A 22,126-nucleotide genomic window follows, 5' to 3' on the forward strand; every position below is an offset into this window, starting at 1 on the left:
AGCGCGGCGCTGATCGGGCTGATTGTGGTGGTGGCAATCGTCACCCTGACAGGCAACCGCTGAGGCTTCGGGTTAGGCTGAGCGGGTGCCAGAAGAATTCTGGGCCAATGCGGCCTTCTCCATCACCCCGACGATCCTCGTGGGACTGATCTTCTGGTTCACCATGCGCGGCATTTTCCGGGCCGACCGCACGGAGCGCCGCGTGTACGCCGAGGTCGAGGCCGAAGAGCGTGCCCGCATGGGGATGCCTCCCGCCGCAGTTTCGGACCCCGCGACGACACCGGCGCCAGCACCCCCCCCGCTCAGCCAGTGCCGCCCGCGTTCCGGAGTAGGCCCGCTCGGCCAGCACCGCCCATCTCGGTATAGTTTCACCCGCGCATCGGGGTAGGCCCGCTCGCCAGTGCCGCCCATCTCGGCGCAGCTTCACCCGCGCACCGGAGGACTCGCGTTCATCCGAGCCAAAGGCTGGCCGTTCTCCTCACTTGACCCGGTAGCTCGTCGGTCTCACCTCGCAGGAACCATCGAACGGGCAGTTGTCGTCAGAGATCGACGCCCACAGGACAGTCGCCGTCGGTCTACCTGTGCCGACCGGACAGGCGTGGGCCATCGAACCCCGTCCGAACGCCCAGAACTGGCCGCTCGACTTCGTGGACGAGCGCCAACTGCCCGCTCGGCGCGCTGTCCACCGGTAGCGACTCGCTCGACGCGCGGAACGAGTCGAAGTAGCTCGCTCGACCAGCGGAACCAGCGGAACCAGCGGTAGCTAGCCGCTCGACGCGCAGTAACTAGTCGCCCAGGAGCTAGTCGCCCAGAACCTAGTCGCGCGGACGCAACCGCACGTTCGGCAGCACGGGGGCGGGCAGAGCTTTTCCGTCGTAGCCGTCCACGCGCCCGAATCTGTCGGGCAGCGCGGTGGCGGCGGACGAGGCATCCCGCACATCGTCCGACCCAAAGCCCGCGACCCCAGCGCCGGCAACCCCAGCGCCCGCGGCATTCTCCCCGATGACCTCGGCCTGCCACTGCGCGCGGTAGGCGGCGATCTCGTCGTGGGTGCGGCCGATGAAGTTCCACCACATCACGATGCGCTCGCCGAGCGGCACGCCACCGATCAGCACCGCCCGCACGGCCTCCGCTCCGGCGGTGAGCACGAGCTCGCGCCGGCCGGCGGCGAGGTAGGCGAGCGTGGCCACCGGCACGGCCTGGTCCTCGACGCGCAGCTCACCCGCGTCGAGCAGGATCCCGTGCTCGAACGTTGAGTCGACCGGAATCCGCACGGTGAGTCCCGCGGGAATGTCGACCTGGGCGCCGACGAGCGGGGTGAACATGGTGGCGGTGGATGTCTCGCCGAGCAGTGACCCGAGAAAGACGTGCACTGTCGCGCCCTCGTGCGCAATCGGCGTGGGCGCGTAATGCTCGAAGAACGGCGTCGTGTGCCGGTGCGCGTCGGGCAGGGCGACCCACAGCTGCGCTCCGTGCAGAATCGTGGTCTCCGTGGAGGACACCTCGGAGTGTTGAATGCCGCTGCCCGCCGTCATCAGATTCAGCTCGCCAGGGCGCACCATTGCGTGGGCGCCGGTACTGTCGCGGTGCTCGATTTCGCCGGCGAATAGCCAGCTCACCGTTTGCAGGCCCGTGTGCGGATGCGGCGGCACGTTCATTCCGCGGGTGCGTGCGACGGCGTCCGGTCCGTAGTGATCGACGAAACACCACGCGCCGATGAGGCTGCGCGCTCGCTGGGGGAGAGTGCGCCGTACTTCCATCGCGCGGGGACCTCCCAACGGGACATCCCGCGCCTGCAAAATTTCGAAACCGCAGGCATCGGCCTCCCCGGCCACGTACTCGGGCGGTTTGGTTTCGAGGTTGCTCATGCAGGAATGCTAATCCGCGTCGGAGGATGGTGGAGGGGTCACTCGCGCGAGGTGGTGACCTCGATCTGCCAATCGCCCTCGCACCGGAACCAGGTGCGCACCCCGTCGCCCACGTCGAAGGTGTACTCCTCGAGTTGCAGAAGTCGGGCCCACCCCTCGCAGGCGGCTATGCGATCGGCGCAGTCCCGCGGCGGAGCCCCCTCGATGAGGGGATCACCGCCCAGGTCGAGCGCACGCCAGGCCAGCGGCTCGAGCCCTGCCGCTTCGCCGATCCTCGCCAGCCCGGCCGAGAGCGCGTCTTCGATCGAGATCGTGGGGCCCGGCGTCGTCGCGGGCGATCCGTCGGCGGGCGACCGGACAGGCGGCAACCGGTCGGCGGGTAACAGGTCGGCGGGCAACCGGTCGGGCGCATCGGGCTCGCGTCGTCGCGAGGTGGTGGCCGGGCTTCCCGGTCCGGAACCGGAAGGGGAGGTGCCCGCGGGAGGCGAAGGACACCGGACCGGAATGTGTGCACGTAAACGGTCATGCCTGCGCATGTGGACCCCTCCGTCAGTCTGCTTCTGGTGTTCGCAGCCGGGGTCTGGGGCTTGAATACGCACTTTACCGCGCGGACGCTCGCATCTCAACGGACGATTTCGCCAGCGCAAGCTCTCACGCCCACGGCGAACAAGGGCACAATGCAGTGGGCGTGCTGGTTAGTCTCTTTGTAACGGAGCCGACCCCCTGCCCGGCCCCGGAGGAGATAGAGATGTTTGAGAGATTTACAGACCGCGCTCGTCGCGTCGTTGTCCTGGCCCAAGAAGAGGCCAAGATGCTCAACCACAACTACATCGGTACCGAGCACATCTTGCTCGGCCTGATCCACGAGGGTGAGGGCGTTGCAGCGAAGGCACTTGAGTCGCTGAACATCTCGCTCGATTCCGTGCGCGAGCAGGTACAGGACATCATCGGCCAGGGTCAGCAGCAGCCGACCGGCCACATTCCCTTCACGCCCCGCGCGAAGAAGGTCCTTGAGCTGAGCCTCCGCGAGGCCCTGCAGCTTGGACACAACTACATCGGCACTGAGCACATCCTGCTCGGCCTCATCCGCGAGGGTGAGGGCGTGGCGGCGCAGGTGCTCGTCAAGCTGGGTGCCGACTTGAACAAGGTGCGCCAGCAGGTCATCCAGCTTCTCTCTGGCTACCAGGGCAAGGAGGCAGTGGCTGTGGGCGGAAACGACGCAGCGCCCGACAAGGGCTCGCAGATCCTCGACCAGTTCGGGCGCAACCTGACACAGGCCGCGCGCGACGGCAAGCTCGACCCCGTGATCGGGCGAGAGAAGGAGATGGAGCGCGTTATGCAGATCCTCTCCCGCCGCTCCAAGAACAACCCCGTCCTGATCGGTGAGCCCGGTGTGGGTAAGACCGCCGTCGTCGAGGGCCTCGCCCAGGCGATTGTGAAGGGGGATGTCCCGGAGACACTCAAGGACAAGCAGCTTTACTCCCTCGACCTCGGGTCTCTCATCGCGGGTAGCCGTTACCGCGGTGACTTCGAGGAGCGCCTGAAGAAGGTCACCAAGGAGATCCGCACCCGCGGTGACATCATCGTCTTCATCGACGAGATCCACACGCTGGTCGGTGCCGGAGCCGCGGAGGGTGCCATCGACGCGGCATCCATCCTCAAGCCCCTGCTCGCTCGTGGTGAGCTCCAGACCATCGGTGCGACCACGCTCGACGAGTACCGCAAGCACTTCGAGAAGGACGCCGCTCTCGAGCGCCGCTTCCAGTCCGTGCAGGTGCACGAGCCGTCGCTGCCGCACACCATCAACATCCTCAAGGGACTCCGCGACAAGTACGAGGCGTTCCACAAGGTGTCCATCACCGACGGCGCCATCGTGGCTGCTGCGAACCTCGCCGACCGCTACGTGGCCGACCGGTTCCTGCCCGACAAGGCGATCGACCTGATCGACGAGGCCGGCGCACGCCTCCGCCTGTCGATCCTGTCGGCCCCGCCCGAGCTGCGCGAATTCGATGACAAGATCTCTGGCGTCCGTGGCCAGAAGGAAGCCGCCATCGAGGACCAGGACTTCGAAAAGGCCGCGTCTCTTCGCGATGAAGAGAAGAAGCTCCTTGGAGAGCGTCTGCGTCTTGAGAAGCAGTGGAAGAGTGGGGATGTCGGCGCCAGCGGCACCGTCGACGAAGGCATTATCGCCGAAGTCCTCGCCGCTGCCACGGGTATCCCGGTGTTCAAGCTCACCGAGGAAGAGTCCTCGCGACTCATCTTCATGGAGCGCGCCCTTCACCAGCGCGTCATCGGTCAGGAAGAGGCCATCTCGGTTCTGGCCAAGACCATCCGCCGCACCCGCGCAGGCCTCAAGGACCCGAAGCGTCCGTCGGGTTCGTTCATCTTCGCCGGTCCGACCGGTGTGGGTAAGACCGAGCTGGCCAAGGCGCTCGCCGAGTTCCTGTTCGACGACGAAGACGCGCTGATCTCCCTCGACATGAGCGAGTACGGCGAGAAGCACACGGTCTCGCGACTGTTCGGTGCTCCTCCCGGATTCGTCGGCTTCGAAGAGGGTGGCCAGCTCACCGAGAAGGTGCGCCGCAAGCCGTTCTCCGTGGTGCTCTTCGATGAGATCGAGAAGGCTCACCCCGACATCTTCAACTCGCTCCTCCAGATTCTGGAAGAGGGACGTCTGACGGATGGCCAGGGTCGTGTCGTCGACTTCAAGAACACGGTCATCATCATGACGACCAACCTCGGTACCCGCGACATCAGTGGAACCCCGATCGGGTTCACCTCCGCATCCGACACCGCCACCGGGTATGACCGCATGCGCGGCAAGGTTGTTGAGGAGCTGAAGAAGCACTTCAAGCCCGAGTTCCTGAACCGTGTTGACGAGACGATCGTGTTCCCGCAGCTCAGCCCCGAGGAGCTGCTGCAAATCGTCGACCTCTTCATCTCGCGCCTCAAGGATCGCCTGATGGACCGCGACCTCACCATCGAGCTCACGCTTTCCGCGAAGGAGCGCCTCATCAAGATCGGGTTCGACCCGTCTCTTGGTGCTCGCCCGTTGCGCCGCGCTGTGCAGCACGAGGTCGAGGACCGCCTGTCGGAAAAGATCCTGCACGGCGAGCTGAACGCGGGAGACCACGTCCACGTGGACTTCCTCGACAACGAGTTCGTTCTCACCACAACGCGCCAGGCAGGCCTGGTTCTGACGAAGGACGACGCCATCGAGGCCGCTGAGGTCTAAGCAGGCAGAGGTCTAAGCAGGCTGAGTTCTAAGCACTACCGCACCACCCGCGTCACCGCACGACCCAAAAAGGGGCACCCGAGGCAACTCGGGTGCCCCTCTTTGCGTTGTGGAGGCAGCGCCGATGCTGGGCGCGGTAGAAACTCGCGTTCTGCGAGTTGGGCGCGGTAGAAACACACTCGATGCTGCAGTTGTTACTACCGCGCCGAGCAAGTTTCTCCCGCATCGAGCTGCCGCAGCGAAGGTTTCTCCCGCGCCGAGCACGGTTCTACCGCGTCGACGCGTCCTGGGCATCCACCGACTTGTCCCGGACGGAGATCGCGCTTCCCGGACATGGTTATAACTCCATCCGCGAGGCCTCTTCTCCGTCCGGGACGGGTAGTGGGGCCGGGACGGTGGAAGTGGAAGCTGGACCGCGCGATTCGTGAGGCCCGTGTGCCGCGAGTATCGTGGAACGGGTGGCGCGAAGCGCGCGTCATCCACCTCGAACGGAAAATTCAGTGACCGACACCGCCCCGACCACCCGACGCGACCATCTGGTGCGGCGGGCGCGCACGAGCGACGTGCACGCGATCCAGTCGCTGGTGGAGCCCCTCGTGCAGAAGCGGATTCTGCTCGGCAAGGATCTCGTGGTGTTCTACGAATCCGTGCAGGAGTTCCTGGTCGTGGAGGATGCCGACGGCGTGCTCATCGGCTGCGGCGCGCTGCACGTGATGTGGGAAGACCTGGGCGAGGTGCGCACGCTCGCCGTCGCCGAGGAGTGGCTGCATCACGGGGTCGGCCACGCGATCCTCGACCACATCGAAATCGCCGCCCGCAACCTCGGCCTGAGTCGCCTGTTCTGTCTCACCTTCGAGACGGCGTTCTTCGAGCGGCACGGGTTTACGGCCATTGGCGAGGACATCGTTCCGCCGCACGTGTACGCCGAACTGCTGCGGTCTGGCGACGAGGGCATCGCCGAGTTCCTTGATTTGAGCCGGGTTAAGCCAAACACGCTGGGCAATACGCGGATGCTGAAGGTCCTCTAGTTACTCTGATCCCATGTCGACGTTCAAGAATCCGGTTGGCCCTCAGCCCAGCACGGTCTACTGGCGTCGGCGCCTGATCGTAGGACTCGGCGCGCTCGTGGTCATCCTCGTGATCGTGCTGATCATCGTGCGACCCGGCGCCGGTGCATCCGATACCGATCCCAATCCCACGGGCGACGATGCGGCCGTCTCGACCGATGACCAGGCCGACGGTTCTGATGGGGCGGAGGGGACGGATGATGCTGCGGCCGCACCCCCGGCAGCGGCCGACGGTGTCTGCGCCGCCGAGAACATCACGGTCGAGGCGAAGACCGACGCGACGACGTACGCGCCCGGCGTCAGCCCGATGATCTCCCTCAGCGTGACGAATTCCGGCGACACCGCGTGCCTGATGAATGTCGGTTCCGACGTTCAGGAGTACCGCATCACCAGCGGCGAGGAGCTGATCTGGTCGTCCAAGGACTGCCAGTCGGATCCCGTCGCGCTGCAGCAGGAGCTGCAACCCGGCGTTCCGGTCGACAGCACCCCGTTCCCCTGGGACCGTACCCGGTCGGATGCCGCAGCGTGCGACGCGGAACGCACCCCGGTTACCGGCGAGGGCGCGAGCTACCACCTGTCGGCCATCATCAACGGTGTCACCTCCGAGGACACCAAGCAGTTCGTTCTCAACTGACCGTTTTCTGAACTGAGCGCGTTCTGAGCTGAGCGCGTTCTGACGTAAGCGCGTTCTGAACCAGCTCCTCCTGCGCCCCGCGCGTCCAGCCTGATTCCGCTGAGAACGGATTTGCGCCGACCGCCGCTCGTTCTGAACTAAGTTCGTAGGGAACCAGCTCAGAACGACGAAAGGTACCAACACCGTGGAGGGCACCGAAATCGCCGCCGACGACGCAGCATTCCGATCCGACAGTCTCGCGTCCGCGCTCGAAGCCCAGGACACCGTCGCGGTCGCCCTGGCGCTGCGCAACGACGGGGTCATCGTGCCGCTGCTCGACGTCGAGGGCCCGGTGCAGGTGCGCGTGTTCCGCCGCGGCGACGCCGACAAGTACATGCTGCTGCTGTTCTCGTCCGCCGCGACCTACGTCACGATGGTGCCCGAGGAGAGCGACCACCGGGTGCTGAAGTATGACGCGGCCACCCTGCTGGAGTTCCTGCAGCAGAACGTGGGGGTGCTCGAGGCCGTGTGGTTCGACGTCGCCGGGCCGCACGCCATGCAGGCTGCCCCGGAAGACGTCATCGCCGCCCTCGAGCTGCCGCGCGCGGAGTAGCTGCGCCGATTAGCCGGTCTCGGTAGGGACGCTGGGCTACGTTCGCTCGGCCGCCGAACTCGCGTCCCTCTGTTTGGCGCGCCGAGTGGCCAGTTGTCGACGCGATCTTCGAAATCGGCGTGCCCACCGGTCAGCAATCGAGCGTTCTCGGGAGAAAAAGCGACGCGACAGCCCGCTCGATGAGGGCTCGGGTCCTGACGCGTAGCCAACTGTCCCCTCGACGGAGATTGGTGCCAGCGGTCTAGCTGCGGCCTCGCAAACACGCAGCTGCGTCACCGGAGTGGTCCCGGAGCGGTCGCAAAGCGGTCACCCGTGCGGTCGCGGAGCCGTCCAGAACCGTCACCGAGCAGTCGCGGACTTTTTGCTTCGAGTGGTCGAGCTCAATTCGTTCGCTGTCCTAGGAGTTCGTGCCGACACAACGACGGTCGCGGCCGCCACCGCCACAACGATGACCCCCGCCGCCAACGCGAGCCCGGCGTAGCCGACCAGCGCGAGCACCGGGCCCGCCAGCGCTCCGCCGGCCGCTCCCGCGATGTTCATGACGAGGTCGCTGCGACCCTGCAGTCGCGTGCGGGAGGCATCGGTCGCGAGGCCCGCGATGAGCGCCGATCCTGACACGGTGGTTGCGCTCCAGCCGAGCCCGATGAACGTGAGGCCGACCGTGACAGCGCTGGCGCTGCCCGCACCCAGGGCAACGGTGCTCAGGCCAATGGCCAGCAGCGCCTGCCCGATCAGGATCGTCGGGAACCTCCCGAGCTGGTCACTCAGCCACCCAAACACCGGCGATAGCGCAAACATCCCGGCGATATGCAGGCTGATCGTGAACCCAACCTCGCCGCCCGATGCCCCGTGGTGAACGAGGTGCACGGGCGTCATCGCCATCACCGCGACCATCACGGCCTGCGCGGACGCAATCGCCCCGATGGCAAAAATCGTGAGACGGCGGGTGGATGCCGCGGCCGCCACCACCGCGGAATCCCTCGCCACCGCGGTCTCGACTTCCGTCGCGGTCTGGACGCGCTTCGCCGTAGCGCCGGGAGTGGCGGGCTGGACTGCTGTCGCGGCCGTCGTACCGGGTGTGGCGGTCTCGACTTCTGTCGCGGCCGTTGTACCGGGCGTGGAAGCGGGCGCCGTGGCATCCGACTTCGCCGCCTCTGATGCCGGCGCTGCCCCTGAAGCCAGCCCCGCCGCCACCTTCTGGCTCAACAGATACGGATCCGGCCGGAGCGCGACCAGAAACACCGCGGCGGCGAGCAACTGGGCGGCGATGGCGAACGAGAAGGATCCGGTGAGGTGCGGCATGCCGAGGAGCTTCGCCATGTATTCGCCGGGCCCCGACAGGTTTGGACCGATCACGGCGCCGATGGTGGTCGACCACACCACGAGTGACAGCTGGCGTCCGCGGGTGTTCGGGACCGCCAGGTCGGTGGCGGCGAACCGAGACTGCAGGTTGACCGCGGTGCCCACGCCGAGGAGGGCGAATCCGAGCAGCAGCAGCGCGAAGGCCGTGAGCCCCGCGGCGAGGACGATGACCCCCGCGCCGAGGGCGGAGATCACGATGCCGACGCTGAGGGCGATGCGCCGACCCCGCGCCTGCGCAAGGCGGGCGAGCGGAATCGCGGCGGCCGCAGCCCCGAGAGTGGTGAGGGTGGCGGCGGTGCCGGACAAGGCGTCGTTGCCACTGACGTGGGCGGCGAGCAGGGCGCCGAACGACACGGTCGCGCCGATGCCCAGGCCACCGAGGATCTGACCCGCGACGAGCGTCCAGACCGTGCGGGTTTGGACACGCGCGATGGCGGCGGATCCGATTTCGCTCATTGCGCCAGCCTAGGACTCGATCGCGGTCTCGGTCGATGCCCAAAGACGGCCACGGCCGAGACGTGCCCGCCCGCGAAGTCGACACCCGCGAAGGACGCGCCCGAGAACTTCGCGCCCAAGAAGTCGACGCCCGCACAGGGCCCGCCCGCAAAGCTCACTCCCTAGAACTCCGGCACCTTCACGCGGTCAACCTCGGCGACGGCGGCGGTAAATGCGATGCGCATAGCTTCGCGGATATGCAGCGCCTCGGCGTCGACCACCGTGGTGAAGCCGAGCCGTCTCGCTTCGGCGAGGCGTTGCTTCGCCGAAGAGGCCTTGCGGATCTCTCCCGCGAGGCTGATTTCGCCGACGGCGGCGAACGTGACCGGCATGGCCCGCTCGTTCACCGAGCTCGCGATGGCGATCGCGATCGCGAGGTCGGCGCCCGGCTCGGTCAACCGGATGCCGCCCACGGTGGAGACATAGATATCCGAACTGGCCAGCGAGCCATAACCCGCGCGTTTTTCGAGCACGGCGAGCAGCATCGCCACCCGCGACCCGTCCACGCCGTTCACGACCCGCCGGGGCTGCGGCGCGGTGGACTTCACCACCAGCGCCTGCACCTCCACCGGCAGCGCGCGCCGTCCATCGAGCGCGATCGTGACGCAGGTGCCGCTGACGGGCAGCCGGGCGTGGGACAGGAACAGCCCGCTCGGGTCGGTGACCTCGGCGATGCCGTCGCCGGTCATCTCGAAGCAGCCGACCTCGTCCGTCGGACCGAACCGGTTTTTCAGCGCCCGTACGAAGCGCAGTGACGTTTGCCGGTCGCCTTCGAACTGGCACACGACATCCACCAGATGTTCAAGCAGTCGGGGGCCAGCGATCGAGCCGTCTTTTGTCACATGCCCCACCAGCACGATGGGCAGGTTTTTGTCTTTCGCGACGCGGATGAGGGTGGATGCCACCTCCCGCACCTGTGCGGGACCGCCAGCCAGACCGTCGATCGAGGAGGATGCCACGGTCTGAACCGAGTCGATGATGACCAGCTGCGGCTGCACCTGGTTGATCTGGCCGAGAATGACCCCGAGGTCGACCTCTGCCGCGAGGTAGAGCGAGCTGTGCAGGGCGCCGGTGCGCTGCGCGCGCATGCGCACCTGGTTGACGGACTCCTCGGCGCTCACGTAGAGCACGCGCATGCCGGTTGCCGCGGCACGGGAAGCGACCTCCAGCAGCAGCGTCGACTTGCCGACGCCGGGTTCGCCGCTGAGCAGGATCGCGGCGCCCGGAACGATTCCGCCCCCGAGTACCCGGTCGAACTCGGAGATGCCGCTCGGCCAGTGGGTGACCTCGTCTACGCCGATCGCGGTGATCGGTTTCGCCGCGCGAGCATCGCTGATCTTGACGGCGGCGACGGTACGTGTGGGAGTCGCGTTCTCGGCGTCATCCAGCACGGTGCCCCATGATTGGCACTCGCCGCAGCGGCCCACCCACTTGAGAGAGGTCCACCCGCACTCGGTGCAGCGGAAGTTGGACGTAGAACGGGCCATACCGTCAGCCTAGGTGCGACCGCCGACACCGGACGACGACTCAGCATGTCCGGTGGACAGGCCCAGGAACCGCTCCTAGTGCGCAGGCGGGTTGTCGTCGGTGCGGCCGTCCGCGCTACCCTCGGCACTGCCTTCGGCGATGGCGCTACCTTCGGCGACGGCGTTACCTTCGGCGACCGCGCCACTGCCGGCGACGGGCTCGGCATCGTGCGCCATAACTTCCCTGGCGAGACTCTGCAACGCGACATCCAGCGTCGGAATAAAAGCGGCAGCCCAGACGGCGTACCCTCGGTCGTTTGGGTGGAACAGGTCGCCGGCGAACTGCGTGCTGACGCCCCACAGCCCCTGACGCTTGGTGCGCGCATACAGCGGCACGACGGGGAAGTGGAATCGCGAGGCGAGGCGGTGCACGATCTCGTTGGCGATGATGACGTTTTTCTCGGCGGGCAGGAAGTAGAAAGAGGGTAGGTCGGCGATGATCGCGTGCTCGGGGAGTCCGTCGAACAGGCGCTGCAGGTCGTTCTCGAACACCTCAGCGTTGAAGTCCGCCATGTTGTTCGCGCCGATCGACACGGTCACGATGTCGGGCTGGATCTTGCGGAGCTTGGGGAGTTGCTGAAGCAGCGCGCCGCGCACGGTCGAGCCGCTCACGGCGAAGTTCGCGACCTTCACCGTTTTGCCCGTCACCTTCCGCATGTGTTTGGCAAGCTCGCCCACGTAGCTGCGGCCCGGCTTGCTCGCGCCAATGCCCTGCGCGGTCGAGTCGCCGATTGCGGCGTACAGGATGTCGCCATCGCGCAGGTGGTAGTCCTTCCACCACTTGGAGTTGACGGGGATTGCGTTGGCGAGGCGCTCGTTCCAGACCTCCCGGCGACGATGCAGGTAGCGGGCGTAGCTCGCGCCACCCAATGCGAGGGTAGCGGCGGCGAGCCCGGAATAGATCCACTTCACCCCGCAAACTCTACCTACCGAACCTCAGAACGGCTGGAACTGACAAAATCGGCTCCCCGCGTGTACTAAACTCGCCTACGGAACCGTGTCCGAGCGGCCGAAGGTGCAACTCTCGAAAAGTTGTGTGGGTGTTGAGCCCACCGTGGGTTCAAATCCCACCGGTTCCGCCATATCAACAAGAGCTCTTCCTCCGGGAGGAGCTTTTGTTATTTCGCCGGCTCCCCGACCACTCGAACGTGAAGGAAACACCGTGTCAGATCGCGCAAGAATCCAGGGCCACACCGTGACCCGCACCGTGCACATCGAGGCCTCCCGCGCGCGCGTCTGGGAGGCGCTGACCGACCCCGACGTCATGGTCAAGTGGTTCGGAGACGGTGTCGGCTTCGCCGCGCTCGAGGCCGGGGCGACCGGCAGCATCGACTGGGACGACTACGGTAGCTTCCCGATCGAAATCACCGAGGTGGTGCCCGGCGACTCGTTCGGCTTCCGTTGGTCGGGAATCCCCGCCGAACAGCTCGACGAGTACTCAACCCACGTGCGTTTTACGATCGTCGATGCGGATGCCGGGACCGATGTCACGGTGGTCGAGTCCGGCTTCGACACTATCCCTGGCGGCACGCGCTACCGTCGCGACCGTCTCGAGCAGAACCGAGAGGGCTGGGACGTCGAACTCGACGAGCTCGCGATGCTTCTTGAGGGTGTTGCCCAGTAGTTCATCTGATGCACATCGCTGGTTAATCGACATCCGCCTGAACAGCCTTCAGCATTGTCCGAACGGCAACGTCGCCGAGCGGCGGACGCGCTCTGAGGCGTTCACGGCCTCGCCGCGGGCATGTCCATGCTTCCCGTTCGAAAGGCCGTGCGATGAACCGACCCATCCGAGTCCTGTCGCTTTACGAAGGTTTTTTTGCTGGTGGGGCCCGCATCCTCCATACCGATGTTGTGGCCGGATTGCACAGCGGGGGTGATCAGCAGCACACCGTGTTGTCGATCGCGTCGGCTGCGCGCCGCGATTCGTCCATTCAGTACCTGCACAAAGACCCGCGTTATGTGCGTTTGACCGAGGCGGGCATCGACGTGGCGACGCTGGGGCGGGTTGCCGGGGCGCACGCGCCTGATCCTTCCGCGTTCACCGAACGGCAGTTGCGCATCGCCGCGGAAGCCGTTCGGCAGGCGGACGTGATTCTGTCGTTGAAGGAACAGCCGCTCGGGCTGCTGCTGGCTCTGCACGAGCGCGGGTTGATGCCCAACATTCCAGTTGCAGTGAGCCTGCATCGCTCCGACCCGACCCACTCGGGGCCAGCGTTGTCCTGGCTCACCGAGGCGTCGATGAAGGGGCTGCTGACCGCGGAGATTTCGTGCGCCCAGTCCACCAGCGACGCCTACGACCCCTATCTTTCGCCGGGGACCGCGCGATACGTCATCAGTAATGGCATCGACACCGACCGTTTCCGGCCCGGGACGAAGAGCGAGCAGGCATCGACACGCCAGCGGCTGGGGATACCCGCAGCGGCGCCCGTCGTGGTCTTCGCTGCCCGGTTCGACGCGATGAAGGATCCCGGGCTTTTCCTGCGTTCGGCAGTTGTGATGTCGCAGCACCGCCCCGAGACGCACTTCGTGATGTGCGGCGCGGGAATGACGCTGGAGAACGACGCATTCCGTGCCCTTCTCAACGAGTCGGGCGTCACCAGTTCGATGAACCTGCACGCGCTCGGCATCCGCGATGACATGCCGGCGATCTACCAGGTCGCGGACGTCGTCGCGCTGACGAGCGCATTTGGCGAGGCCTCGCCTCTCTGCCTGCTCGAAGGCGCTGCGTCAGGTGCGACGCCCGTCACCACCGATGTCGGCGACTCTGCCCGGACGGTGCATGGCATTGGATTCGTCACCTCACACGACCCGGCCGACATCGCTGCGGCCTGGGGCAGCGCGCTCGACCGGCGACAGGAGCTTCGCGACCTCAGTCTCGCTGCTCGCGATCGCTTCGGGCGGCAGCGCATGATTTCCGAGTACGCCGGGGTCGTGAGCGGCTTGATCGGGATCAACGAGGCCGCAGCCTAACGAGGACTGCTACTGGTCGAGGTTGGCCAGCGCGCCGGCGGTGTCCCAGAGGCGTTCGAAGGTGACGAGCAGGGGGGTGTTGCTAGTGTGATCGATCTGTGAGGCCGAACGGCCTTGCATGTGAAAGGAATTCCTATGACTGCCAACAACCCGTTCGCGCGCCTTCCTGAGGTGCCCAGCTTCGCCGTCACCAGCAGCACGATCGCCGACGGTCAGCCGTTCTCCGCAGCGCAGTTCTCTGGAGCCTTCGGCATTCCCGGCGGACAGGATGTTTCGCCTCAGCTGTCCTGGACTGGTGCGCCTGAGGGCACCAAAAGCTACGCGGTCACCATGTACGACCCCGACGCTCCGACGATGTCAGGTTTCTGGCACTGGGCCGTCGCCAACATCCCGGCCACCGTCACCGAACTCGCCGAGGGTGCGGGCGATGACACCGGCTCGGGCCTCCCCGAAGGCGCGTTCCAGCTCGCCGGCGACGCGAGCGCCGCGCGCTTCATCGGAGCAGCGCCGCCCGCGGGTCACGGCGCGCATCGCTACTTCGTGACCGTCCACGCCCTGGACGTCGAGGACATCGGCGTACCCGCCGAGGCCACGCCCGCGAACCTCGGATTCAACGTCGCGTCCCACATCCTCGGCCGCGCCACCCTCGTCGCGACCGGAGAGATCCCCGCCGAATAACGTGACGGCCACTATCGCCTGGCCCGCAATCATAAATTCACGGGCGGGCCAGGCGGATGCCGGGAGGTCTCAGCGTCGCGCTGCTCGCGCGGCTCGTGCTGCTGCCGCCGTTGCAGCGGCCTCTACCGCAGCCACTGCCGCCGCGACGCCGCCGCTCCAGGGAGCGCCGTGGCCGGGCAGTACCCACTGTGCGCCCGTGGGCAGGAGCACGCGCAGCGACGCGATGGCCTGATCCGGATCATCCGTAAAGGGGGCGGGTTGAGGACCGACCTGGCCGGTGAGCACGTGGCGCGTCGTGAGACCGTCGCCGACGAATACGGCGTCGACCAGCGGCACATAGATCGCGATGCTGCCAGCGGAGTGCCCGGGTAGCCCGATGATCTGGGGTGAACCGGGTAGGGCGAGTGTGTCACCCTCGTAAGCTTCGTGAACTTCGGTGAGGTGGGTTGTGCGCAGGCCGTTCTTGCGCAACGAGTACACCACGAACGATAGCGCGGCGCCCAGCTTCATCTGCTGACGCGCGATCGAGGGCTTATCGCCGCCTTTCGCGCGCGCTGCGTCCGCCGGATGCACGTAGACAGGCACCCCGTGATCGCGCCTCAGGCGTTCCGCAAAACCGACATGGTCGGAGTCGCCGTGCGTGAGGACCACACCCTTCACATCGCTCAGGGTGCGGCCCATGGATTCGAGCTCGGCCACCAGCTCAGGCCAGTGGCCCGCAAGACCGGCGTCGATGACGGTCACTCCGTCGGCGGTGTCGATGAGGTAGACGGCGATGATGTCGCTGCCGATGCGGTGGAGGGAGGGCCCAAGTCTCATGGTGGCTACGGTACCCAGCCACTCTCGCCATTGTCACCCCTGCGTCGGGCGCCCAACGAGCAGCGCAGCGATCGCGTCGCCCAGCGGTTCCACTAAGACGTGGCGATTAGAACAGGACGACTCCCGCGCGATCGATGAATGTTCCGGTCGCGCCCTGTCCTTGGCGGGTGGCGAGCTCAACAATCGCGTCGGTTCCCTCGGTCACCGTCTGGGTGCCGTTCTTGCCGTTGAGGTCCGTCGCCGTGTAGCCCGGGTCTGCGGCGTTGATGCGGATTTCCGGGAACGCTTTGGCGTACTGCACGGTGAGCATCGTGACGGCGGACTTCGACGACGTGTACAGGGGTGCAACGATCTGCGACTCGAGGCGTTCGGGATCCAGCACGGTGGCGAACGATCCGAGTCCGCTGGTCACGTTGACGATTGTGGGCGCCGTCGACTGGCGCAGTGCGGGAAGGAATGCGTTGGTCGTTCGCACCACACCTATGACGTTGGTGTTGAAGACCTGCAGCGCATCGTCGCCGGTCAGGTCGGCGGGGGCGCTGTGCGGACCGGTGATCCCGGCGTTGTTGATGAGCACGTCAAGCCCACCCTCAGCGGCAATGGTCTCTGCCGCGCTCGCGACCGATGCGTCGTTGGTAACGTCCAGTGCAACGTAGCGACCGCCGAGCTCGTCAGCGGCGCGCTGTCCCCGCTCCTGGTCGCGGGATCCCATCCAGACGGTGTGCCCGGCCGCGATGAGGCGGCGGGCGGTTTCATATCCGAGGCCTTTGTTGGCGCCGGTGATCAGTGTCGTTGTGACGGCAGTTGTTGTTACGGCAGTCGTTGTTGCAGCAGTTGTTGTCATGGTTCGAGTCTTCCCGCGGATTCGCTGGTTGTCGTGGCCCGGCCCAGCACGTGGACTGCCCAGCATGGGTACTGGCAGTACCAGCCTGAACGCGCCCGGCGCTGACACACTTGATAGATGGTGGATGCCGCGCACGGAGATCTCGGATCGCTCCTACATTCTTGGCGCGACAGGCTGTCGCCCGTCGATGTGGGTTTTCCTGCCGGTGCCGGTGCCGGTGCCGGTGCCGGTGCCGCGCGGCGTGCGATTGGCCTGCGTCGTGAGGAGCTCGCCTCACTCGCCGGGGTCAGCGTCGATTACCTGGTGCGCCTCGAGCAGGGCCGAGCCAGACGGCCCTCCACCCAGGTCGCTTCAGCGCTTGCCCGGGCACTCCAACTGTCGGATGCGGAACGTGACCACCTCTTTGTGCTTGCCGGGCTGTTGCCGCCCTCGCCCGGTGAAGTGCCCACGCACATCCCGCCGGGGGTGTCCCGTCTCGTCGCGCGCCTCGGCGAAACACCCATCGCCGTCTTCAGCGCCGCGTGGGACCTCATCACGTGGAGTCCCCTGTGGGGAGCGCTGATCGGCGAACCGTCGGCGGATGAATCTGTTCGTCCGAACTTGCTGCGTGTGCATTTCCGCGCACCGGGACCTGCTCAGACTGACCCGATGATCCTCAGTCGCTCGGGTGCGACCGCCAGATTCGAGGCGTCATTGGTTGCCGACCTGCGGCGAGTGCACGGACGCTACCCGGGTGATCGGGGAGTGACGGCCTTGATCAAGGACCTTCTTGCAACGAGCCCGCGGTTTCAGGAGCTCTGGGCGAGCGGTGACGTGAGCGAACACCAGTCGGAACGAAAGGTCGTGCGCAACGCGATCGTCGGCGACATCGAGGTCGACTGCGACGTGTTCACGGTTGCCGGTACCGACCTGCGTATCGTCGCCTACACGGCGGCGACGGGATCTGAAGCCGCCGAGAAGCTCGATTTCCTCCGAGTGTCCGCCGTCTCCTCCGCCGTCTCACACATGACGTGACGACGCCGACTGACGTGACCACGCCGAGTAGAGCGGTTGCGCCGACGGACGTGACTGCGCGGATCGTTGTGCCGCGCGCCGAACGCGCGGCACAACGCCACGATCGTGGAGGAGCTAGTCGCGCAGCTCCAAGTACTTCGCGATGAGCGCCTTGCTTGAGCTGTCCTGCGAGTCGAGCGCAGCGGCATCCCCCTGAACCGCCGGGGTAATTTGCAGCGCGAGCTGCTTGCCGAGCTCGACACCCCACTGGTCAAAGGAGTCGATGCCCCAGATCGTGCCTTCGACGAAGACGATGTGCTCGTAGAGCGCGATCAGCTGGCCGACGACGCTCGGCGTCAGGGCCGGGGCGAGGATCGACGTGGTCGGCCGGTTTCCGCTGAACTCCCGTGCGGGCACGACGGACTCCTTGGTGCCTTCCGCGCGTACTTCGTCGGCCGTCTTTCCAAACGCGAGCGCCTTCGTCTGGGCGAAGAAGTTGGCCATGAAGAGCGTGTGCACATCCTGGCCGGGCTCGACGCCCGCTCCATCGCCGGTCTCGTCCTTCAGCGGACGGGCGGGGTTGGCGACCGCAATGAAGTCGGCCGGAACGAGGCGGGTTCCCTGGTGGATGAGCTGGTAGAAAGCGTGCTGGCCGTTGGTGCCCGGCTCGCCCCAGAAGATTTCGCCGGTGTCTGTCGTTGTGGGGGAGCCATCCCAGCGGACGCTCTTGCCGTTCGACTCCATCGTGAGCTGCTGCAGGTAGGCGGGGAAGCGGTGCAGGTACTGCGCGTAGGGCAGAACCGCGTGGCTCTGCCCCCCCAGGAAGTTCGAGTACCAGACGTTGAGCAGGCCCATCAGAACGGGCACGTTCTGCTCGAGAGGCGCAGTGCGCATGTGCTCGTCGATGGCGTGGAAGCCGGCGAGGAACTCGCGCCAGTTGTCCGGGCCGATCGCGATGATGACGGAGGTGCCGATGGCAGAGTCGACGGAGTAGCGGCCGCCCACCCAGTCCCAGAAGCCGAACGCGTTTTCGGGGTCGATGCCGAACGCCGCAACCTTGTCGAGGGCGGTCGACACCGCAACGAAGTGCTTGGCAACGGCGCCCTTGCGGGCCTCGTCGGTGTCGGCGAGTGCACCGGCAGCGCCGAGCTGGTCCCACAGCCACGTGCGGGCCAGGCGGGCGTTGGTGAGGGTTTCCAGCGTGCCGAAGGTCTTCGATGCGACGATGAACAGCGTGGTCTCGGGGTCGAGGCCGACCGTCTTCTCGTAGACATCGGTCGGGTCGATGTTCGAGACAAACCGCACCTCGAGGCCCGACTGCACGTAGGGCTTGAGTGCTTCGTAGACCATCACCGGTCCGAGGTCGGAGCCGCCGATTCCGATATTCACGACCGTGTCGATGCGCTTGCCCGTTACACCCGTCCACTCGCCCGACCGGACTTTCTCGGCAAACGCGTACACCTTGTCGAGCGTCGCGTGAACGTCGGCGTCGACATCCTGTCCATCAACAACGAAGCCCTTCGGCGGAACCAGATCCGCGCCGTCCTTGGGGCGACGCAGCGCCGTGTGAAGAACCGCGCGGTCCTCCGTTACGTTGATGTGCTCGCCGGCGATCATGGACTGGAAGCGGCCGTCGATGTCGACATCCATCGCCAGCTGCACGAGGTGACCCAGGATCTCCTCGGTCAGAAGGCCCTTGGACAGGTCGACGGTGAGATCGGCCGCCTGGAAGGTGTACCGATCGGCTCGTCCGGGGTCCGCGTCGAACCATCCGCGCAGATCGGGTGAAAAGCCCTCTGCGATTGTGGCGAGCTGCTTCCAGGCGTCGCTAGAAGTGGGATCAACGGGGGCGGATTCGGTCACGGGGTTCTCCTGAATGCCGGAACGGTACATGGTCCGCGACTCCCGCATCGCTGCGAGGCGGACCTCGCCAAGCCTATTGCCGCGCCCGCGAGTATTGCTGTGCGCGCACGATCTGCGCGTATATCGGGTCGAGCAGAACGGGTCGGTAGATCCGTTACTCTGAACATCTTGAGGTTCTGAACATCTTGAGGTTCACGGCTCGGCAGCGTCAGATTGGTGGGTGGCATGGCGTCCAGCGCGGTCGATGTAGTGGCACGCAACAACGTCACGATTCACGGCTCGGGTCGCCCCATTGTCTTCGCCCACGGGTTCGGATGCAGCCAGGACATGTGGCGCCGCGTCGCCCCGCATTTTGCCGTCGATCACCAGGTCGTGCTGTTTGATCATGTCGGTGCGGGAAAATCCGACGTCACCGCCTACCGTCCGGGCAAGTACGACTCCCTCGAGGGATACGCCAGCGACGTCGTCGAGATCGTCGAGCAGCTCGACCTGACCGACGTGGTTTTGGTCGGCCACTCGGTCGGCGGAATCATCGGCATGCTCGCCGCAAACCGCGAACCGTCCCGATTTGCCGCGCTGATCTTGGTCGGTCCGTCTCCGCGCTATGTCGACACGGATGACTACACGGGCGGTTTCAGCCAGGTCGACATTGACGGGCTCCTTGATGTCCTCGATGCGAACTACTTCGGGTGGTCGGAGACCATGGCTCCCGTGATGATGGGGGCCGCCGAGCAGCCCGAGCTGAGCGATGAACTCAACGAGAGCTTCTGCAGGACCGATCCGACGATCGCCCGCCACTTCGCACGCGTGACCTTCCTCTCCGACAACCGACCGGATCTCGACGACGTCACCGTGCCCACACTCGTCGTGCAGTCGCGCGATGATGTCATCGCCCCCGTGGCCGTGGGCGAATACGTGGCCAAGCACGTGGCAGGCAGCAAGCTCGTGGTATTGCCCGTGACGGGACACTGCGCGCACCTCTCGGCACCGGACCAGGTGGTCACCGCGATCCGAGACTTTCTGTCGTGAGCACCGATCCGTCGCCCTCACCCGACACGGGATACTTCGAGGCCCTGTACCAGAGCGCTCCCTTCGGCTATCTGATCACCGACCACGAAGACCTCATCCTCCGGGTCAACGGGACGCTCCTGGCTTGGGGAGGGTACGAAGAGCACCAGCTTGTCGGCCAGCCCTTTCGGAACCTGCTCACGCCTGGGTCGCAGCTGCTCTATGAAACCCGGCATCGTCCGGTGCTGGGTCTTCAGGGCACGGCGAACGAGATGTCATTGCAGCTCGTCACGGCCGCCGGCCCGACGCTGCCCGTCCTCATCAACGCGGCGAGCGTGCTCGACGAGCGTGGCAACCTCTCGGAGGTGCGCATCGGGGTACTCGACGCCTCCAGCCGGGTCAGCTACGAGCAGGAGTTGCGCGCCGCGCAGCGCACGGCCGAAAGCCTTTCTGCGCGAGTTGCGATCCTGCAGGGTGCCTCGGCGGCCTTCGCGACGAGCGACACGGAGGCGTTGATCGCGCAAATTCTCGCGTCGATTCTCGAAGATGCGCTGGTTGCGGCCGCCGTGTGTGTGGCCCTCGTGAACTCAGCGGGGGAGCTCGAAGTCGTCGCGGGAACCAACCCACTCGACGTGCTCATCCGCGAAGAGTCGAATCGCGTGGGAAACGCGGTGCTGCAGCTCGAGAGGCCGGTCGTTGTCGGTAGAAGCGACGAGGACCGGAAACAGTATCCGCTCGTGACGAGCGCGCTCCGCGAAGCCCGGCTGCACTGCGTCGCGGTTTTCCCGATCATGAACGACGCCACTCCGATCGGTGTGACCGCGGCTTTCTTCGGGCGCGAACGCTCGTTCACGTCGAGCGAGACCGAGATGGTTTTGTCGGTGGCTCGCCAGGCGAGCCAGGGACTGACCCGAATGCGGGCCCAGGATCAGCTCGCGTACGCCGCTCTGCATGACCAGCTCACGGGCCTTGCCAACCGGGCGTTCGTTCGCGAAAGCATCGCGCTCGCCGTCTCGTCGTCGGCAAACACCTTCCGTCCGGTTTCCGTGATGTTCATCGACCTCGACGGGTTCAAGGCGGTCAACGATCAGCTCGGCCACCGTGAGGGAGATGCCGTGCTGCGCGAGGTTGCGAAGCGTCTGAGCGCATCGGTGCGTGCAGCGGACTTCGTCGGGCGTTACGGCGGGGACGAGTTTGTGGTGATCTGTCACGACACGGGTGAACGCGAATCCGCCGCGATCGCGGCCCGCATTCATCGCGAGATTCGTCTGCCCTACCCGGAGGCCGAGGGGTTTGCGGTCAGTGCCAGCATCGGGATCGCCGTGCACGAGGCATCCCACGAGCCAACGACGGTCGATGGTCTGATCGGCGCCGCGGACGCCGCGATGTACGAGTCGAAACGCCTCGGCCGCGACCGCACCACGCAGGTGTTGCTGTAGGCGCGTGTTGTGAGAGCAGTCGCTGTAGGTGCAGTTCTGTAGGAGCAGGCTTTAGCCGCGCGGAAGTGAGAGCGGCGGAACTTCGGTGCCCTCGGTCGCCGCGGCCGGGTCGTGTCCGATGTGGACGATGGCGTTGTGCTCGTCGACGTGCACCACAACCGGTGCGAAGCTCAGCGCTTCGGCGCGGCTCATCCCGGCGTAGGTGATCAGGATGACCGTGTCACCGATCTGGGCCTTGTGCGCTGCGGCGCCGTTCACCCCGATCACACCGGAGCCGCGCTCGCCCGCGATGAGGTAGGTCTCGAACCGCTCGCCGTTGTCGACGTCCACCACGCTGATCTGCTGGCCCGGCAGCATCTGCGCCGCATCGAGGAGGTCGAGGTCGACGGTGAGGGAGCCGACGTAGTGGAGGTCAGAGTGGGTAACGCGAGCGCGGTGGATTTTTGAGGCAAACATGGTGAGGATCACACCCCAGCGTATCCCCGCTGGCCGTCGTGGTGCCGTCGACGAGATGGTCGGCAAGATGGTTGGCAACGTCGGCGGTTGTGTCGAGGCGGGACTGATCACAATCACGGATGACACGATCGGCACCGACAGCAAAGCGAGCGAGATACCGACCGGGCACCGAGCGGCCGCGTTCGGTCAGCGCGTGCATACAGCTCCCCAGACGAGAACGTTCGAGGGGATGTTGTTGAGCCGACGTGACCCCCGAACGGGCGGCTTGCTGTGA

General features: G+C 66.0%; 21 protein-coding genes and 1 tRNA gene. 13 read left to right on the forward strand and 9 right to left on the reverse strand.

Annotated features, from left to right (window positions below; translation table 11 throughout):
• Window positions 1-85: 85 nt before the first annotated feature.
• Window positions 86-388 (forward strand): hypothetical protein, encoded by a 303-nt coding sequence (locus B0I08_RS17815; RefSeq protein WP_181243410.1) that lies wholly within the window; start codon window positions 86-88, stop codon window positions 386-388.
• A 427-nt stretch (window positions 389-815) separates the two neighbouring features.
• Here the strand turns inward: B0I08_RS17815 and B0I08_RS11670 are convergent, their stop codons facing one another.
• Together B0I08_RS11670 and B0I08_RS11675 are read right to left on the reverse strand one after the other, a co-directional pair.
• Window positions 816-1,868, reverse strand: a complete 1,053-nt coding sequence (locus B0I08_RS11670; protein WP_106213044.1) for a pirin family protein — start codon at window positions 1,866-1,868, stop codon at window positions 816-818.
• Between the two features lie 38 nt (window positions 1,869-1,906).
• Window positions 1,907-2,236, reverse strand: a complete 330-nt coding sequence (locus tag B0I08_RS11675) for a hypothetical protein (protein ID WP_146134398.1) — start codon at window positions 2,234-2,236, stop codon at window positions 1,907-1,909.
• Between the two features lie 380 nt (window positions 2,237-2,616).
• Here B0I08_RS11675 and B0I08_RS11680 point away from each other — a divergent pair, with 380 nt between their 5' ends.
• The 4 genes from B0I08_RS11680 (at window position 2,617) to B0I08_RS11695 (ending at window position 7,396) form a co-directional block, all read left to right on the forward strand.
• Window positions 2,617-5,103: an ATP-dependent Clp protease ATP-binding subunit gene (locus tag B0I08_RS11680; protein WP_106213048.1), complete on the forward strand. Its 2,487-nt coding sequence runs from the start codon at window positions 2,617-2,619 to the stop codon at window positions 5,101-5,103.
• A 500-nt stretch (window positions 5,104-5,603) separates the two neighbouring features.
• Window positions 5,604-6,131: an amino-acid N-acetyltransferase gene (locus tag B0I08_RS11685; RefSeq protein WP_106213050.1), complete on the forward strand. Its 528-nt coding sequence runs from the start codon at window positions 5,604-5,606 to the stop codon at window positions 6,129-6,131.
• A gap of 13 nt (window positions 6,132-6,144) precedes the next feature.
• Window positions 6,145-6,804 (forward strand): hypothetical protein, encoded by a 660-nt coding sequence (locus B0I08_RS11690; RefSeq protein ID WP_106213052.1) that lies wholly within the window; start codon window positions 6,145-6,147, stop codon window positions 6,802-6,804.
• A gap of 184 nt (window positions 6,805-6,988) precedes the next feature.
• Window positions 6,989-7,396, forward strand: a complete 408-nt coding sequence (locus B0I08_RS11695) for an SseB family protein (protein ID WP_106213054.1) — start codon at window positions 6,989-6,991, stop codon at window positions 7,394-7,396.
• A gap of 339 nt (window positions 7,397-7,735) precedes the next feature.
• Here B0I08_RS11695 and B0I08_RS11700 read toward each other — a convergent pair whose 3' ends face one another.
• The 3 genes from B0I08_RS11700 to B0I08_RS11710 all read right to left on the reverse strand — a co-directional run bounded on the left by B0I08_RS11700 (window position 7,736) and on the right by B0I08_RS11710 (window position 11,691).
• Entirely contained in the window at window positions 7,736-9,214 is a 1,479-nt protein-coding gene (locus B0I08_RS11700) for an MFS transporter (RefSeq protein ID WP_106213056.1), read from the reverse strand.
• A 161-nt stretch (window positions 9,215-9,375) separates the two neighbouring features.
• On the reverse strand, window positions 9,376-10,740 hold the full coding sequence (radA, locus tag B0I08_RS11705; protein WP_106213058.1) for a DNA repair protein RadA: 1,365 nt from the start codon (window positions 10,738-10,740) through the stop codon (window positions 9,376-9,378).
• Window positions 10,741-10,815: 75 nt separating this feature from the next.
• Complete coding sequence (locus B0I08_RS11710; RefSeq protein WP_106213060.1) at window positions 10,816-11,691, reverse strand: SGNH/GDSL hydrolase family protein; 876 nt, start codon at window positions 11,689-11,691, stop codon at window positions 10,816-10,818.
• Between the two features lie 79 nt (window positions 11,692-11,770).
• On the opposite strand from B0I08_RS11710, the gene B0I08_RS11715 reads away from it, so the two are divergent.
• The 4 genes from B0I08_RS11715 to B0I08_RS11730 all read left to right on the forward strand — a co-directional run bounded on the left by B0I08_RS11715 (window position 11,771) and on the right by B0I08_RS11730 (window position 14,430).
• Window positions 11,771-11,861, forward strand: a tRNA-Ser gene (locus B0I08_RS11715).
• A gap of 80 nt (window positions 11,862-11,941) precedes the next feature.
• The gene (locus B0I08_RS11720; protein WP_106213062.1) at window positions 11,942-12,403 is read left to right on the forward strand and encodes an SRPBCC domain-containing protein; all 462 of its coding nucleotides are present in this window, start codon (window positions 11,942-11,944) and stop codon (window positions 12,401-12,403) included.
• Between the two features lie 152 nt (window positions 12,404-12,555).
• Window positions 12,556-13,752, forward strand: a complete 1,197-nt coding sequence (locus tag B0I08_RS11725; protein ID WP_106213064.1) for a glycosyltransferase — start codon at window positions 12,556-12,558, stop codon at window positions 13,750-13,752.
• 135 nt (window positions 13,753-13,887) lie between these two features.
• Window positions 13,888-14,430, forward strand: a complete 543-nt coding sequence (locus B0I08_RS11730; RefSeq protein WP_106213066.1) for a YbhB/YbcL family Raf kinase inhibitor-like protein — start codon at window positions 13,888-13,890, stop codon at window positions 14,428-14,430.
• 69 nt (window positions 14,431-14,499) lie between these two features.
• Here B0I08_RS11730 and B0I08_RS11735 read toward each other — a convergent pair whose 3' ends face one another.
• On the reverse strand, window positions 14,500-15,249 hold the full coding sequence (locus B0I08_RS11735; RefSeq protein ID WP_106213068.1) for an MBL fold metallo-hydrolase: 750 nt from the start codon (window positions 15,247-15,249) through the stop codon (window positions 14,500-14,502).
• Window positions 15,250-15,355: 106 nt separating this feature from the next.
• The gene (locus tag B0I08_RS11740) at window positions 15,356-16,093 is read right to left on the reverse strand and encodes an SDR family NAD(P)-dependent oxidoreductase (RefSeq protein ID WP_106213070.1); all 738 of its coding nucleotides are present in this window, start codon (window positions 16,091-16,093) and stop codon (window positions 15,356-15,358) included.
• 117 nt (window positions 16,094-16,210) lie between these two features.
• Between B0I08_RS11740 and B0I08_RS11745 the strand changes: the two genes are divergently transcribed.
• Complete coding sequence (locus B0I08_RS11745) at window positions 16,211-17,107, forward strand: helix-turn-helix transcriptional regulator (RefSeq protein WP_106213072.1); 897 nt, start codon at window positions 16,211-16,213, stop codon at window positions 17,105-17,107.
• Between the two features lie 114 nt (window positions 17,108-17,221).
• Here the strand turns inward: B0I08_RS11745 and pgi are convergent, their stop codons facing one another.
• Window positions 17,222-18,949: a glucose-6-phosphate isomerase gene (gene pgi / locus B0I08_RS11750; RefSeq protein WP_245884771.1), complete on the reverse strand. Its 1,728-nt coding sequence runs from the start codon at window positions 18,947-18,949 to the stop codon at window positions 17,222-17,224.
• A 225-nt stretch (window positions 18,950-19,174) separates the two neighbouring features.
• Between pgi and B0I08_RS11755 the strand changes: the two genes are divergently transcribed.
• Entirely contained in the window at window positions 19,175-19,978 is an 804-nt protein-coding gene (locus B0I08_RS11755; RefSeq protein ID WP_106213076.1) for an alpha/beta fold hydrolase, read from the forward strand.
• Window positions 19,975-21,396 carry a diguanylate cyclase gene (locus B0I08_RS11760; RefSeq protein WP_106213078.1) on the forward strand — a complete coding sequence of 474 codons (1,422 nt, stop codon included), beginning with the start codon at window positions 19,975-19,977 and terminating at the stop codon, window positions 21,394-21,396. The genes B0I08_RS11755 and B0I08_RS11760 overlap by 4 nt, the downstream gene beginning before the upstream one ends.
• Before the next feature lie 51 nt (window positions 21,397-21,447).
• On the opposite strand, the gene panD is transcribed toward B0I08_RS11760, so the two are convergent.
• Window positions 21,448-21,864, reverse strand: coding sequence for an aspartate 1-decarboxylase (panD, locus tag B0I08_RS11765; protein WP_106213080.1), 417 nt, complete (start codon window positions 21,862-21,864; stop codon window positions 21,448-21,450).
• Between panD and B0I08_RS11770 the strand changes: the two genes are divergently transcribed.
• Complete coding sequence (locus B0I08_RS11770; protein ID WP_106213082.1) at window positions 21,851-22,126, forward strand: hypothetical protein; 276 nt, start codon at window positions 21,851-21,853, stop codon at window positions 22,124-22,126. The two genes, panD and B0I08_RS11770, sit on opposite strands and share 14 nt — an antisense overlap.

This window comes from Glaciihabitans tibetensis, from assembly GCF_003003265.1.
Classification (GTDB): Bacteria; Actinomycetota; Actinomycetes; order Actinomycetales; family Microbacteriaceae; genus Glaciihabitans; species Glaciihabitans tibetensis.